The sequence below is a fragment of the Streptomyces sp. NPDC006208 genome, assembly GCF_040613775.1.
In the GTDB taxonomy this organism is placed as follows: domain Bacteria; phylum Actinomycetota; class Actinomycetes; order Streptomycetales; family Streptomycetaceae; genus Streptomyces.
Genome location: NZ_JBEXSW010000009.1, coordinates 109,277 through 122,486 on the forward strand (window position 1 = coordinate 109,277; position 13,210 = coordinate 122,486).

The window sequence follows — 13,210 nt, forward strand, 5'->3', positions numbered from 1 at the left end:
ATGGACACCAGCACCAGACGCCGGGCCACCCGCGCCAAGCTCTATGAGGCAGCGGTCACACTCATCGCCGAACAGGGCTTCTCCGCCACGACGGTGGACGAGATCGCCGAGCGCGCCGGGGTGGCCAAGGGCACGGTCTACTACAACTTCAAGAGCAAGACCGAGCTCTTCGAGGAGCTGCTGCGCTACGGCGTCGGCCTGCTGACCGCCTCGCTGCAGCGGGCCGCCGACGAGACACAGGAGCGCGGCGGCTCCAAGGTCGAGGCGCTGGACGCGATGATCAGGGCCGGTCTGGTCTTCATCGACCGCTATCCCGCCTTCACGCAGCTGTATGTCGCCGAGCTGTGGCGGACGAACCGCGCCTGGCAGTCGACGCTGCTGGTCGTGCGGCAGGAGGCGGTGGCCGTCGTCGAGACAGTGCTGCGGGAGGGGGTCGAGCGCGGCGAGCTGAGCCCGGAGATCGACATTCCGCTCACTGCCGCGGCACTGGTCGGGATGGTGCTGGTGGCGGCGCTGGACTGGCAGGCGTTCCAGCGGGAGCGGTCGCTGGACGATGTCCACGGGGCGCTGTCCCTGCTGCTGCACGGGCGGGTGAGCGGCCGCCGGGACTGAGCCGCAGCCGGACCCGCCGGTGCGGCTGCGCCCGCGGCCCGGAGACATGAATGCGCCGGTCCGGTGACGGCTCGATCCCCCCGAGCCTCGCCGGACCGGCGCATTCCCCCGTGTCCCCGTTCCCTCCCTGTTCCCCCTCGTCCCCCCGTGGTCCGAAGAGCCCGGTCCCCGCTGTTCCCCCCGCGGCATGGGCTCTTCGTCGTGCACCCCGTTCCGGCAGGGGAGCCGCGCCGTTCCGCCGCCCCGTGTCGTCGGTGCCGGCGCCGCGCCCCTTCCGTGGTCCCCACTCTTCCGTCTGCGCAGGGCCGGACCCATCCGCCCCGGTACTCATCTCCCCTGCTAGGTACAGATACTCAGCCGTCCGTACTCATGCCCACCCGCCGCCGACGGCAGGTGGTTACGATCGCGTCCGTGTCCGTACTCCCTCTCGTCTTCACCAGCGGCTGGGCCAGCGGGATCAACGCCTACGCCGTGGTCCTGCTGCTCGGCGTCTTCGGCGCGACCGGGCTGACCGACGAGGTGCCCGAGTCACTGCAGCGCACCGATGTCCTGGTCGCCGCGGGTGTGCTGTTCCTGTGTGAGGCAGTGGCGGACAAGATCCCGTACGTGGACTCGATATGGGATGCCGTCCACACGGTGATCCGGCCGGTGGCCGGTGCGGTGGTGGCCGCGCTGCTGGCGGGCGAGAGCGGGTCGCTGCCGGAGCTCGCGGCGGGTGCGGTCGGCGGTTCGACGGCGCTGATGAGCCATCTCGTCAAGGCCGGCACCCGGATGGCGATCAACACCTCGCCCGAGCCGTTCAGCAATATCGCCGTGAGCACGGCGGAGGACCTGGGCGTCGCCGGGATCATCACCTTCGCGATGTTCCATCCTGTCGCCGCGGCGGTCATCGCGGCCACGCTGCTCGCCCTGGGCATCGTGACAGTGGTCTTCCTGGCCGGCCGCATCCGGCGCTTTCTGCGGCGCAGGGCCCAACGTCGCGAGGAGAAGCGGCTCGTGCGCACGGGAGTTGTCCACCGGCCTCCGGAATGAGCGCCGGTGGCGGTCGCCTCGCCGCAGCCGTCACGGACAGCGACACCGGACAGCGATCACCGACGCCCCCGGCCCGGTGCGCCGCGGACGGAGTACTAGGGTCGCGGACATGGCACGGATTGCGGTGATCGGCGCCGGGATGGGCGCGATGGCGGCTGCTGCCCGGCTGGCCGTGGCAGGCCACCGGGTGACGGTGTACGAGCGGTCGGCGACCCACGGCGGCGCGGTGGGCCGCTTCGAACGGGACGGGTTCCGCTTCGACACCGGGCCGGGTCTGCTCCATCTGCCCGCCGTATGGCGGGACTTGTTCGTCAAGACCGGAAAGGAGCCGCTCGAGCAGTGCGTCGAGCTCGTCCAGGTCGACCCCGCGAGCCGGCACCTGTTCGCCGACGGCACGGACGCAACGCTGCCGAACGTCTCGCGGGCCGGGATCGTCTCCGCCCTGGACACCGCGCTGGGCGCGGGCGCGGGCGAGCGATGGGGCGAGTTCCTGGGCCGCGCCCGGGACGCCTGGGACCGTTCGCGCCGCCCGCTGCTGGAGGAGCCGCTGCCCGCCGACCGGGCACGCGTCGCCCAGGATCCCTACCCCGCGCTGCGACAGGGACTGATGCGGCGCACCGCCCGCACGCTCGGCGAGGTCGGCAGCCGGGAGCTGCGCGATCCCCGTCTGGCGGCTCTCCTGGACAGCCATGCCCTCGCGTACGGTCTCGATCCGCGCTCGGCACCCGCCTCCGCCGCCGTGCTGCCGTACATGGAGCAGACCTTCGGCAGCTGGTACGTGAAGGGCGGCATCCGGGCGCTCGCGGACGCGGTGTACGAGCGATGTGTGGCCCGGAAGGTGGAGTTCGTCTTCGGTGCCGCCGTCACGGAGGTGCTGGAGAAGGACGGCCGCGCGGTCGGCCTGGGGCTGGAGCACGACGGCCCGGTGGAGGCGGACCTGGTGGTCGCCGGAGCGCCGGTGCCCGCGCTCTTCCGCGACCACGTGGTGCCGTGGGTGCGCCAGGACGAGTGGCCCGCGTGGCAGTCGACCGTGCGGACGGGCCGGGTCACCGTACTGCTGGCCCTGCGAGGCGCCCGACCGGCAGAGTCGGTGCACCGCACGGTGGTGCATGCAGCGGACTCGGCGGCCGAGTGGGACGCGATCGCCGCCGGCAGGCCGGCCCGACGGCCCACGGTGACCGTGCTGCGCCCCGACGATCCGCTGCTGCGCCCCGACGACGCCCACGAGACGGTCACGCTGACCGCCACCGTGCCCGCTGAGCTGGAGGGCGAGGACTCCTGGGCGGCGGCTGCCGACGCGTTCGCGGACCGGATGGTGGAAGCGGCCCGGGCTGCGGTGCCGGACCTGCGCGACCGGATCCTGTGGCGCGAGGTGCGCACTCCGGCCGACACCGGCCGTGACACCGGGGTCCGTGAGGTCCCGGCCCCGGCCCTGGCAGGCGCGCGCGGCGCCCTCCTGCCCGCGTCCAACAGTTCCTCGACGCCCGGCCTGTACTTCGCGGGCGGCTGGTCGCACCCGGGCGGCGGTCTGCCGCACGCGGGTATGTCGGGCGCTCTGGTCGCGGGCCTGATCGTGGAGGGAGCGGCGTTCCGCGGCTCCCAGTGACAGCGGGGCGTGGCGGCGTCCGGCTCATGCCCCGGCCCGTGTCGCGCCCGGGCGTGCCGGCCGGCTTCAGAAGCGGTACTGCTGCTCGTTGTAGGCGTCGTAGTCGTACTGGGACGGCTGGTCCTGCGGCATCGGCGGGACGTACTGCTCACCCTCACGCTGCTGCGGCACCCAGACACCCCCGGGCGGGGTCTCGTAGTACTGCTGCTGCGCGTACGGGTCTGCCGGCTGCGCGTACTGCTGCTGGCCGCCGTAACCGTCGTACGTTCCGTAGGCGTTGTACTGCTGGCCTCCGGCCGCGTACGGGTCCGCGTACGCGGCGTACTGCTGCTGCCCGTAGTCGTACTGGCCCTCGGGGGCGGGGGCGGGCTGCTGCTGCCCGTAGTCCCCGTAGGCGTCGTACGCCGCGTACCCCTCGCTGTACTGGGCGTAGTTCTCGCTCTCGCTGCGCTCGCGCTCGGCCGTGTACGCATCGGCCGTGTAGATGCCGTACTCGCCCGTGTCCTCGGGCATCGGCCGCGTCTGATAGACCTCGGGCTCGCCCTGCTCCCCCGGGTCCGTCCGCTCCATCGCCTCGTCGTCCGGCTCGTACGTGAGGTCGGACACCTCCAGCGTCGGTTCGCGCATGGCCGCTCCGTCCCGCGGCGGGGCCATCTTGCGGCGCCTGCTGACGCCCGGACCGCCGCCCAGCGCCCAGCCGGTCGAGAAGCCGCGGCGGAAGGAGAGCGTCACATAGGTCTGGCCTATCGCGAAGGCGATCGCGCCCAGCGCGATCACCAGCACCGACGGCATCAGCACACCGAGGACCACGCCGAGGAACCCGGCGAAGGCGAGCAGGCGGTAGCGCAGCCTCGCCTTGTACTGCAGCAGTACCTCACCGAGCAGCCACAGCGCGACGATGCCGAACGCGATATAGAGGACCGTCCAGCCCATGCCCGCCCCTCTCCAGCGGCCGCCGCCCCGGTGCGGGGCGGGTACGACCGGTCACGACTGCTCGTGCAGTCCGAGATTCTCGTAGATTTCGAGCGTCGCCGTGGAGTTGTTGAGGGTGATGAAGTGCAGTCCGGGGACACCCTCGCTGAGCAGCCTTGCGCAGAACTCCGTCGCGAACTCGATGCCAATGGAGCGTACAGCGGCCGGATCGTCCTTGACGGAGAGGATCCTCTCTTTCAGTCCGGGCGGGAAAGAGGCATTGCTGAGCTCGGCGAACCGCTCCAGCTGCCTGACGCTGGTGAGCGGCATGATCTCGGGGATGATCGGGGTCTCGCAGCCCGCGGCGGCGACCCGGTCGCGCAGGCTCAGATAGTCCTCGGCCTGGAAGAACATCTGGGTGATCGCATAGTCGGCACCGGCGCGGCACTTGTCCACGAAGTGCCGGATGTCCTCTTCCCAGTCGGTGGAGCGCGGATGCATCTCCGGGAAGGCGGCGACGCCGACGCAGAAGTCCCCGGACTCCTTGATCAACCGGACCAGATCCGCGGCGTACTCGACACCGTCGGGGTGCTTGACCCACTCGCCCATCGGATCACCCGGCGGGTCTCCCCGGACGGCGAGGATGTTGCGGATCCCCGCGTCCGCATACTGACCGACCATGTTCCGCAGTTCGGCGATGGAGTGGTTCACCGCCGTGAGATGGGCGACCGGGGTCAGCGTGGTGTCCGCGGCGATCCGCTCGGTCGCCTTGACCGTGCCCGCCCTGGTGGAGCCGCCGGCACCGTAGGTCACGGAGACGAAGTTCGGGGCCACCGCCTCGACCCTGCGCAGCGCGTTCCACAGGTTCCGCTCGCCCTTTTCCGTTTTGGGCGCCCAGAATTCGAACGAGTAGGAGGTCTTGCCGGTCGCGAGCAGTTCACGCACCGTCAGTGCGTGATCCGTCCTGGTCGAAGCTGTGCCGAGGGCCATACCGGCAGGTTAGCCACGGTCCGCCGGTCCCCCAACAGGATCAGGGAAATATGCCGCTTTTGTCGGGCTCCTGTCCACCCATCGGACACTTTGCGGACACCCGGAGGCGTGCGGCGACTCCCTTTGCGTGTCCCTATGCGTCACGCGTCCTGCGTTACGCGTCCCTTCACGCACTCCGCTCCCTGATCCGCTTGGCGAGGTCCGCCGTCGTGCAGCCCGGATCATCGGCCTCGGTGATCGCCCGTACGACGACGATCCTGCGTGCACCGGCGTCCAGCACCTGGTCGAGGTTGCCGGCGTCGATCCCGCCGATGGCGAACCAGGGGCGGTCGCTCCCGATCCCGGCCGCGTAGCGCACCAGGTCGAGACCGGGGGCGTGCCGGCCGGGCTTGGTGGGGGTGGGCCAGCACGGACCGGTGCAGAAGTAGTCCACGCCGGGCTCGGCCGCGGCGGCGGCCACCTCGGACTCGGCGTGGGTGGAGCGGCCGATGAGCACCTCGTCGCCGAGGACGGCCCGTGCGGCCGGGACGGGAAGATCGCCCTGCCCGAGGTGCAGCACGTCCGACCCGATGGCATGCGCGACATCCGCCCGGTCGTTGACCGCCAGCAGCTTGCCGTGCCGGCGGCAGGCGTCGGCGAAGACCTGGAGGTGCTCCAGCTCCTCACCCGCCTCCATGCCCTTGTCGCGCAGCTGCACGATGTCCACCCCGGCCGCCAGCACCGCGTCCAGGAACGCGGGCAGATCCCCCTGGCGCTTGCGCGCGTCCGTGCACAGATACAGCCGGGCGTCGGACAGCAGAGCGCGTGCGGTGGACATGAGCGGTTCCCCCCATGGGTGAGTGGCGTACGGGCCGGACCGGCCGGCCCGTACACCACGGTCGGTGGATCGGATCAGACGGCGAGCGCCTGGGCCCGGCGCTTCACCTCCGTGCCGCGATTCTCGCCGAGCGCCTGCGCGGGGGTGCCCGGCAGGGTCGGGTCCGGAGTGAAGAGCCACTCCAGCATTTCTTCGTCGGAGAAGCCGTCGTCCCGCAGGAGCGTCAAGGTCCCGGAGAGGCCCTTGACGACCTTCGTGCCGTCGATGAAGGCGGCCGGCACCTGCAGGGTCCGGTTCTCACCGCGGCGCACGGCGATCAGCTGGCCCTCCTTGACCAGCTGCCGCACGCGCGTCACCTCGACATCGAGCATTTCCGCGATGTCCGGCAGGTGAAGCCAGGCGGGGACGAGGGCATCGATCTTTGCGTCAATCTCGGTCACAGGACAAGCCTGCCATCCGGGACTGACAGTCGGTAGCCGGAAGCTATCCGACAGCCGCCTTCAGAGGGACGGACGGGTCCGCGGCCCGCCCCGCGTCGAGGCGCGCGCCGGACTGGATGAGCTTGCGGCCCTGCGCCAGGTCGCGGGCCCTGCCGACGGCCAGCAGGGCGACCAGCGCGCCGTCGCGCAGCCACAGCACCGACCAGGTGTCCTGGGCCCGGTCGCCACGCCACAGCAAGGCGTCGGCCGCGGCGTGATGACCGGCGTACTGCACGAAGCGCCCGAACTGCTCGGACCAGAAGTACGGCACCGGGTCGTAGACCTCCGGCTCCGCGCCGCGGGCGTCGGCCATGACATTGGCGGCGACGGTACGCGGACCCTGGAGCGCGTTGTCCCAGTGGTGCACCAGCAGCCGTTCGCCGTAGCGCCCCGAGGGGAAGGAGGCGCAGTCCCCGACGGCGTACACGTCGGGCACGGAAGTGCGCAGATACCGGTCGGCCTCGACTGCGCCGTCCGCGCCGAGAGTGATTCCCGAACCAGCGAGGATGCCGGTGGCGGGCCGGGCGCCGACGCCGACGACGACCGCACCGGCCGGGATGCGGCGCCCGTCGGCCAGGGCGACGCTGCCCTCCTCGATCGCGGCCACGCGAGCGCCGGTGACCAGGTCGACGCCGTAATCGGCGTACCACTCGGCCATCGGGGCGGCCACCTGCGCGGGAAGCGCACCGGCCAGCGGCCGGTCGGCGGCCTCGAGAACGGTGACCGCGCAGCCTGCCTCGCGGGCGGCCGTCGCGAACTCGGCACCGATCCAGCCCGCGCCCACGACCACGATCCGGTGCTGCTCCGCCAGGACCGGGCGCAGCCGCGCCGCGTCGTCGAGGGTGCGCAGCAGATGCACCCCGGGCACCCCCTCGGTGCCGGGGAGGGTGATGGGCTCCGCGCCCGTCGCCAGCACCAGGACGTCGTACGGAACGGGCCCGGCGGCCGTGTCCAGTTCATGTGCCGCGGGGCGCACGCCGGTCACCTCCACACCCAGCCTCAGCTCGACCTCGAGCGCCTCGAAGTCGACGTCGAAGGCCGAGCCCTCGGCCTTGCCGAGCAGGACCGCCTTGGAGAGCGGGGGCCTGTCGTACGGCTGATGGGGTTCGGCACCGATGAGGGTGACGGGGCCGGTGAAGCCCGCCTCGCGCAGGGCCACCGCGGTCTGCACGCCGGCCATGCCCGCGCCGACGACCACCACTCGCCGTACGCCCTGTGCTGTCTGCTGCTCGCTCACCCGACAACCTTACGTACCTGACGGTTCGTCAGGAGGGTTCTTGCTCCAGGACCTGCTGGACGGCGCTCCTCACGCCGCCCTTCCGGGCCGGCCCGGATCAGGCCCTCTTCCTCGTGGTAGGTGACCCTGGTCCGGGTTCGGGGCACGGCCCGAGGACCGGTCCGCCACGGGTGCCGGCAGGAGTCCGCGGAGCGGCCTTGCCGGGCCTTCGGCTCCCTTACTTCGCTTCGGGGCGTGGGGCTATGGTGGCCACCGTAAAGCACTCGCGGGAGCCCGGACGGACCGGGCTGAGAGGGAGGCTGGCCGGCCTCCGACCGTACGAACCTGATCCGGGTCATGCCGGCGAAGGGAGGGGCTGGACGCCCATGTCTCGTTCACCAGACGTCCTTGTCATCGGGGGCGGAATCATCGGTCTGGTCACGGCCTGGCGGGCGGCGCAGCGCGGACTGCGTGTGACCGTCGCCGATCCGCAGCCCGGCCGCGGCGCCGCGCAGGTCGCGGCCGGCATGCTCGCCGCCGTCACCGAACTCCACTACGGCGAGCAGACCCTGCTCGCCCTCAACCTCGAATCCGCGCGCCGCTACCCCGCGTTCGTCGCCGAACTCGAGGACGCCGCCGGCGAGCGGGTCGGCTACCGCGCCTGCGGCACACTCGCCGTCGCCCTCGACTCCGACGACCGCGCGCATCTGCGCGAACTGCACGCCCTGCAGCGCCGGTCGGGCCTCGATTCGCAGTGGCTGACGGGCCGCGAGTGCCGGCGCCTCGAGCCGATGCTCGCACCCGGTGTGCGCGGCGGCCTTCGGGTGGACGGCGACCACCAGGTCGATCCGCGGCGGCTGGCGGCGGCTCTGCTCAAGGCCTGTGAGCGGGCCGGCGTCGAACTGCGCCGTACGTGGGCCGAGCGCCTCGTCGTGGTCGGCGACCGGGCGGTGGGCGCGATGCTCGCTGACGGGTCGGAGCTCGGCGCGGACCAGGTGGTGCTGGCGGGCGGCAGCATGAGCGGCCGGCTGGCGGGTGTACCGGACGATGTGCTGCCCCCGGTGCGCCCGGTGAAGGGCCAGGTGCTGCGGCTGACCGTGCCGCGCGCGTACGCGCCGTTCCTGTCGCGCACCGTGCGGGCGGTGGTGCGCGGCAGCCACGTCTATCTCGTGCCGCGCGAGAACGGCGAGCTGGTCGTCGGCGCGACCAGCGAGGAGCTCGGCTGGGACACGACCGTCACCGCGGGCGGGGTGTACGAGCTCCTGCGCGACGCCCACGAGCTCGTGCCCGGGATCACCGAGCTGCCGCTCACCGAGACGCTCGCCGGGCTGCGGCCGGGGTCCCCCGACAACGCCCCGCTGCTCGGCCCGACCGCTCTGCCCGGTCTGCTGCTGGCCACCGGCCACCACCGCAACGGGGTGCTGCTCACGCCGGTCACCGGCGATGCGCTGTCCGCCGCGCTGACGGACGGCGAACTGCCTTACGAGGCCCGCCCCTTCACGCCCCGCCGCTTCTCCCCCGTCCCCCAGGAGCAGCCCGCATGAACGTCTCCGTACTGAACGTGTCCGTCAACGGCGAGGCCCGCGAGTGCGCCGCGGGCACCACTCTGGACGCGCTCGTCGCCGCGCTCACGGCCGCGCCGTCCGGGGTCGCCGCCGCCGTCAACGAGACGGTCGTGCCGCGCAGCCGGTGGGCGGGCACCCGGCTCGGCGACGGAGACCGCGTCGAGGTCCTCACCGCCGTGCAGGGGGGCTGACGCCATGGCCGACGACCGTCTCACCATCGGCGGGACCACCTTCACCTCCCGCCTGATCATGGGCACGGGCGGAGCGCCCAGCCTCGATGTGCTCGAACGTTCCCTGGTCGCGAGCGGCACCGAACTGACCACCGTGGCCATGCGCCGTCTCGACCCGACCGTCCAGGGCTCGGTGCTGTCCGTCCTGACCCGGCTGGGCATCCAGGTGCTGCCGAACACGGCGGGCTGTTTCACGGCCGGCGAGGCGGTGCTCACGGCCCGCCTCGCCCGCGAGGCCCTCGGCACCGACTGGATCAAGCTCGAGGTCGTCGCGGACGAGCGCACGCTGCTGCCCGACCCGGTCGAGCTGCTGGACGCGGCGGAGGTCCTGGTCGACGACGGGTTCACGGTGCTGCCGTACACGAACGACGATCCGGTGCTCGCGCGGAAGCTGGAGGACGTGGGCTGTGCGGCGGTCATGCCGCTGGGCTCACCGATCGGGTCCGGCCTCGGCATCCGCAATCCGCACAACTTCGAGCTGATCGTCGAGCAGGCGCGGGTACCGGTGGTGCTGGACGCGGGCGCGGGCACCGCTTCGGACGCGGCGCTGGCGATGGAGCTGGGATGCGCGGCGGTGATGCTGGCGTCGGCGGTCACCCGGGCGCAGGAACCGGTGCTGATGGCGGAGGCGATGCGGCACGCCGTGGAGGCCGGGCGCCTGGCGTACCGGGCCGGCCGGATCCCGCGGCGCCACTTCGCCGAGGCGTCCTCGCCCCACGAGGGGCGTGCGGCGCTGGATCCGGAGCGGCCCGCGTTCTGAGGCGGGACGGCTCCGCTCCCGGGCGCGCCCGGGAGCGGGGCCCCGGACCGCTGCACGCTGTCACAGCTCGGCTTCAGTACCGCTGCGGTCCTGCCAGACCCGTAAACCGCTGTCCGTCACGGATCGTAGACTCGACGGCGTGGATACGACCCTTCAGGACCCCCTCGTCGGGCAGGTGCTCGACGGCCGCTACCGAGTCGATGAGCGCATCGCCGTCGGCGGCATGGCCACGGTCTACCGGGCCGTCGACACCCGTCTCGACCGGGTGCTCGCCCTCAAGGTGATGCACCCCGACCTCGCCACCGACGCCTCCTTCGTGGAGCGCTTCATCCGAGAGGCCAAGTCGGTGGCGCGGCTGGCCCACCCCAATGTGGTGGCGGTCTTCGACCAGGGAGCCGAGGGCGCGTACGTCTACCTGGCGATGGAGTACGTGGCCGGGTGCACGCTGCGCGACGTGGTACGCGAGCGCGGGGCGCTCCAGCCGCGCGCCGCGCTCGACATCCTGGAGCCCGTGCTCGCGGCGCTCGGCGCCGCGCACCGGGCCGGGTTCGTGCACCGGGACATGAAGCCGGAGAACGTGCTGATAGGGGACGACGGCCGGGTGAAGGTCGCGGACTTCGGCCTCGTACGGGCGGTCGGCTCGGTGACCAACACCTCCGGCACGGTGCTCGGCACGGTCTCCTATCTCGCTCCCGAGCAGATCGAGCACGGCACCGCCGACACCCGCGCGGACGTGTACGCCTGCGGTGTCGTCCTCTACGAGATGCTGACCGGCACGAAGCCGCACACGGGTGACACACCGGCCCAGGTGCTCTTCCAGCACCTGAACGAGGACGTCCCGGCGCCCTCCGCACGCTTTCCCGGCCTCGCCGTCGAGCTCGACGAGCTGGTGGCGAGCGCCACGGCCCGCAACCCCGATGTGCGCCCGTACGACGCCGTGGCGCTGCTGGCCCAGGTACGGGGGGCGCGGGCGGCACTCAGTGAGGAGCAGCTGGACGCGGTGTCACCGCAGGCACTCGCCGGCGAGGGTGGCGTCCTGGGGGCGGCACCCTCCGAGGACCGAACGGATGTGATCCCGCGGGTGGTGCCGCGTGAGGAGCCTGGGGCCAGTCACACCGCCCGGCTGGCGATGCCGCCGTCGGCGCCGCCGTCCGCACCGCCACGGCCGGCCCGCCCTGCCGTCCCCCGGCGGGGGGTGATCGCGGCGGTGGTCGCGGTGCTGCTGGCCCTCGGGATCGGCACGGGTGTCTGGTACATCAACTCCGGACAGTTCACCCGCGTCCCGGCACTGATCGGCAAGACCGAGCAGGACGCCAGGCAGGCGCTGAAAAAGGCCGGACTCGAGGTGAAGCAGGTCCGCCGCGACTTCAGCGAGACGGCGGCTCGCGGCACGGTCATCAGGTCCGTGCCCGGCACGAACGAGCGCATCCGCGGCAACGGCTCGGTGACGATCATCGTCTCGCGCGGCCCGGAGATCGTGAAGGTCCCCGAACTGAAGGGCAAGCCGCTCGCCCAGGCGCAGCGTGAGCTGCGCAGGGTCGGACTCGCGCCGGGCGTGATCACCAAGCGGTTCGACGACGGGGTCCCGCAGGGCGCCGTGATCAGCACGGAGCCGGGCGCGGGCAGCGGACGCAGCCCCGACACCGCGGTCTCACTGGTGGTCAGCAAGGGCACCCCGATCGACGTCCCGGACGTGACCGGGGAGTCCGTCCAGGACGCCACCAGCACGCTGGAGGACGCCGGGCTGAAGGTCAAGGTCGCCGCCGAGCAGATCCACTCGCCCGAGGACGCGGGCACGGTCGCGCGGCAGTCGGCGGGCGAGGGCAGCCGCCTCGCGCGCGGTGACACCGTCACGCTGACCGTCTCCAAGGGCCCGCGGATGATCGAGGTCCCCGATGTCGTCGGCGACAACGTGGACGACGCCACCAGCGCGCTGGAATCGGCAGGCTTCGAGGTGGAGGTCGAGAAGAACTTCCCGTTCCTCGGCGACGAGGTCGCGAGCCAGTCCGTGGCCGGCGGTGACGAGGCTCCCGAGGGCAGCACGATCACGATCAAGACCAAGGGACTGTAGTCGGATGCGCAACCCCGTCGGCGGCCATGTCCCCGTGGCCGGCGGCCTGGCGAGGACCGGGCTCGCCTACGCCCGGGAGCTGGAGGCGGAGACCGTCCAGGTCTTCGTCGCCAATCCGCGGGGCTGGGCGACTCCCGCGGGCAACCCCGCACAGGACGAGCTGTTCCGCGCCGAGTGCGCCGCCGACGGCATGTCCGCGTGGGTCCATGCCCCGTATCTGATCAACTTCGGCTCGCACACCGAGGCCACGGCCGAAAGGTCGGTGGAGTCGCTGCGGCACTCGCTGCGCAGGGGGCGCCGGATCGGGGCGCGGGGCGTCGTGGTCCACACGGGCTCGGCGACCGGAGGCCGCTCCCGTGAGGTCGCGCTGGCGCAGGTCCGGGAGCGGATGCTGCCGCTGCTGGACGAGCTGACGCACGACGACGATCCGTTTCTGCTGCTGGAGTCGACGGCGGGCCAGGGCTTCTCGCTCTGCTCGAAGGCCTCGGACTTCGGTCCGTACTTCGATGCCCTGGACCACCATCCCAAGCTGGGTGTCTGTCTGGACACCTGTCATGTCTTCGCGGCCGGTCACGATCTGACCGGGCCGGACGGGATGAACCGGACGCTGGACCTGCTGGTGGACACGGTCGGCGAGGGACGGCTGAAGCTGATCCACGCCAATGACTCGAAGGATGTGGCGGGGGCGCACAAGGACCGTCACGCCAACATCGGCGCGGGACACATCGGCGAGGAGCCGTTCCGCGCGCTCATGTCCCACCCGGCGACGGAGGGGGTGCCGCTGATCATCGAGACCCCGGGCGGCAAGGAAGGGCATACGGCCGACGTGGCACGGTTGAAGAAGCTTCGCTGATTTCGCCTCCCCGAGGGAATACCCCTGGGGGGTATGCGGTTCTTGCTGTCGGCAGGAACCGCTACCT

13 protein-coding genes and 1 riboswitch are annotated in these 13,210 nt (G+C 72.1%); of the genes, 8 read left to right on the forward strand and 5 right to left on the reverse strand.

From position 1 onward, the window contains the following. From ABZ208_RS09510 to ABZ208_RS09520, 3 genes are all read left to right on the forward strand, one after another. Window positions 1–612, forward strand: coding sequence for a TetR/AcrR family transcriptional regulator (locus ABZ208_RS09510; protein WP_356908931.1), 612 nt, complete (start codon window positions 1–3; stop codon window positions 610–612). Between the two features lie 411 nt (window positions 613–1,023). Next, window positions 1,024–1,644 (forward strand): DUF4126 domain-containing protein, encoded by a 621-nt coding sequence (locus tag ABZ208_RS09515; protein WP_356908932.1) that lies wholly within the window; start codon window positions 1,024–1,026, stop codon window positions 1,642–1,644. Window positions 1,645–1,753: 109 nt separating this feature from the next. Continuing rightward, window positions 1,754–3,250 carry an NAD(P)/FAD-dependent oxidoreductase gene (locus ABZ208_RS09520; protein WP_356908933.1) on the forward strand — a complete coding sequence of 499 codons (1,497 nt, stop codon included), beginning with the start codon at window positions 1,754–1,756 and terminating at the stop codon, window positions 3,248–3,250. A gap of 66 nt (window positions 3,251–3,316) precedes the next feature. On the opposite strand, the gene ABZ208_RS09525 is transcribed toward ABZ208_RS09520, so the two are convergent. The 5 genes from ABZ208_RS09525 to ABZ208_RS09545 form a co-directional block, all read right to left on the reverse strand. Beyond that, complete coding sequence (locus ABZ208_RS09525) at window positions 3,317–4,183, reverse strand: hypothetical protein (RefSeq protein WP_356908934.1); 867 nt, start codon at window positions 4,181–4,183, stop codon at window positions 3,317–3,319. Window positions 4,184–4,234: 51 nt separating this feature from the next. Then, window positions 4,235–5,152 (reverse strand): methylenetetrahydrofolate reductase [NAD(P)H], encoded by a 918-nt coding sequence (gene metF / locus ABZ208_RS09530; protein ID WP_356908935.1) that lies wholly within the window; start codon window positions 5,150–5,152, stop codon window positions 4,235–4,237. Between the two features lie 166 nt (window positions 5,153–5,318). Continuing rightward, the gene (thiE, locus tag ABZ208_RS09535) at window positions 5,319–5,969 is read right to left on the reverse strand and encodes a thiamine phosphate synthase (RefSeq protein WP_356908936.1); all 651 of its coding nucleotides are present in this window, start codon (window positions 5,967–5,969) and stop codon (window positions 5,319–5,321) included. Between the two features lie 74 nt (window positions 5,970–6,043). Next, entirely contained in the window at window positions 6,044–6,409 is a 366-nt protein-coding gene (locus ABZ208_RS09540; protein ID WP_328401630.1) for an Rv2175c family DNA-binding protein, read from the reverse strand. A 43-nt stretch (window positions 6,410–6,452) separates the two neighbouring features. Further along, complete coding sequence (locus ABZ208_RS09545; RefSeq protein WP_356909016.1) at window positions 6,453–7,628, reverse strand: FAD-dependent oxidoreductase; 1,176 nt, start codon at window positions 7,626–7,628, stop codon at window positions 6,453–6,455. A 312-nt stretch (window positions 7,629–7,940) separates the two neighbouring features. Next, window positions 7,941–8,053, forward strand: a riboswitch (TPP riboswitch). Here ABZ208_RS09545 and thiO point away from each other — a divergent pair. The 5 genes from thiO (at window position 8,051) to ABZ208_RS09570 (ending at window position 13,143) form a co-directional block, all read left to right on the forward strand. Further along, window positions 8,051–9,208: a glycine oxidase ThiO gene (thiO, locus tag ABZ208_RS09550; RefSeq protein WP_356908937.1), complete on the forward strand. Its 1,158-nt coding sequence runs from the start codon at window positions 8,051–8,053 to the stop codon at window positions 9,206–9,208. (Overlaps the previous riboswitch by 3 nt.) Further along, entirely contained in the window at window positions 9,205–9,420 is a 216-nt protein-coding gene (gene thiS, locus ABZ208_RS09555; protein ID WP_356908938.1) for a sulfur carrier protein ThiS, read from the forward strand. The genes thiO and thiS overlap by 4 nt, the downstream gene beginning before the upstream one ends. 4 nt (window positions 9,421–9,424) lie before the next feature. Next, complete coding sequence (locus tag ABZ208_RS09560; protein ID WP_328401624.1) at window positions 9,425–10,219, forward strand: thiazole synthase; 795 nt, start codon at window positions 9,425–9,427, stop codon at window positions 10,217–10,219. A 139-nt stretch (window positions 10,220–10,358) separates the two neighbouring features. After that, window positions 10,359–12,290 (forward strand): Stk1 family PASTA domain-containing Ser/Thr kinase, encoded by a 1,932-nt coding sequence (gene pknB, locus ABZ208_RS09565; RefSeq protein ID WP_356908940.1) that lies wholly within the window; start codon window positions 10,359–10,361, stop codon window positions 12,288–12,290. Between the two features lie 4 nt (window positions 12,291–12,294). After that, a complete protein-coding gene (locus ABZ208_RS09570; RefSeq protein ID WP_356908941.1) occupies window positions 12,295–13,143 on the forward strand; it encodes a deoxyribonuclease IV in 849 nt (282 codons plus the stop codon). The last annotated feature ends 67 nt before the right edge of the window (window positions 13,144–13,210 follow it).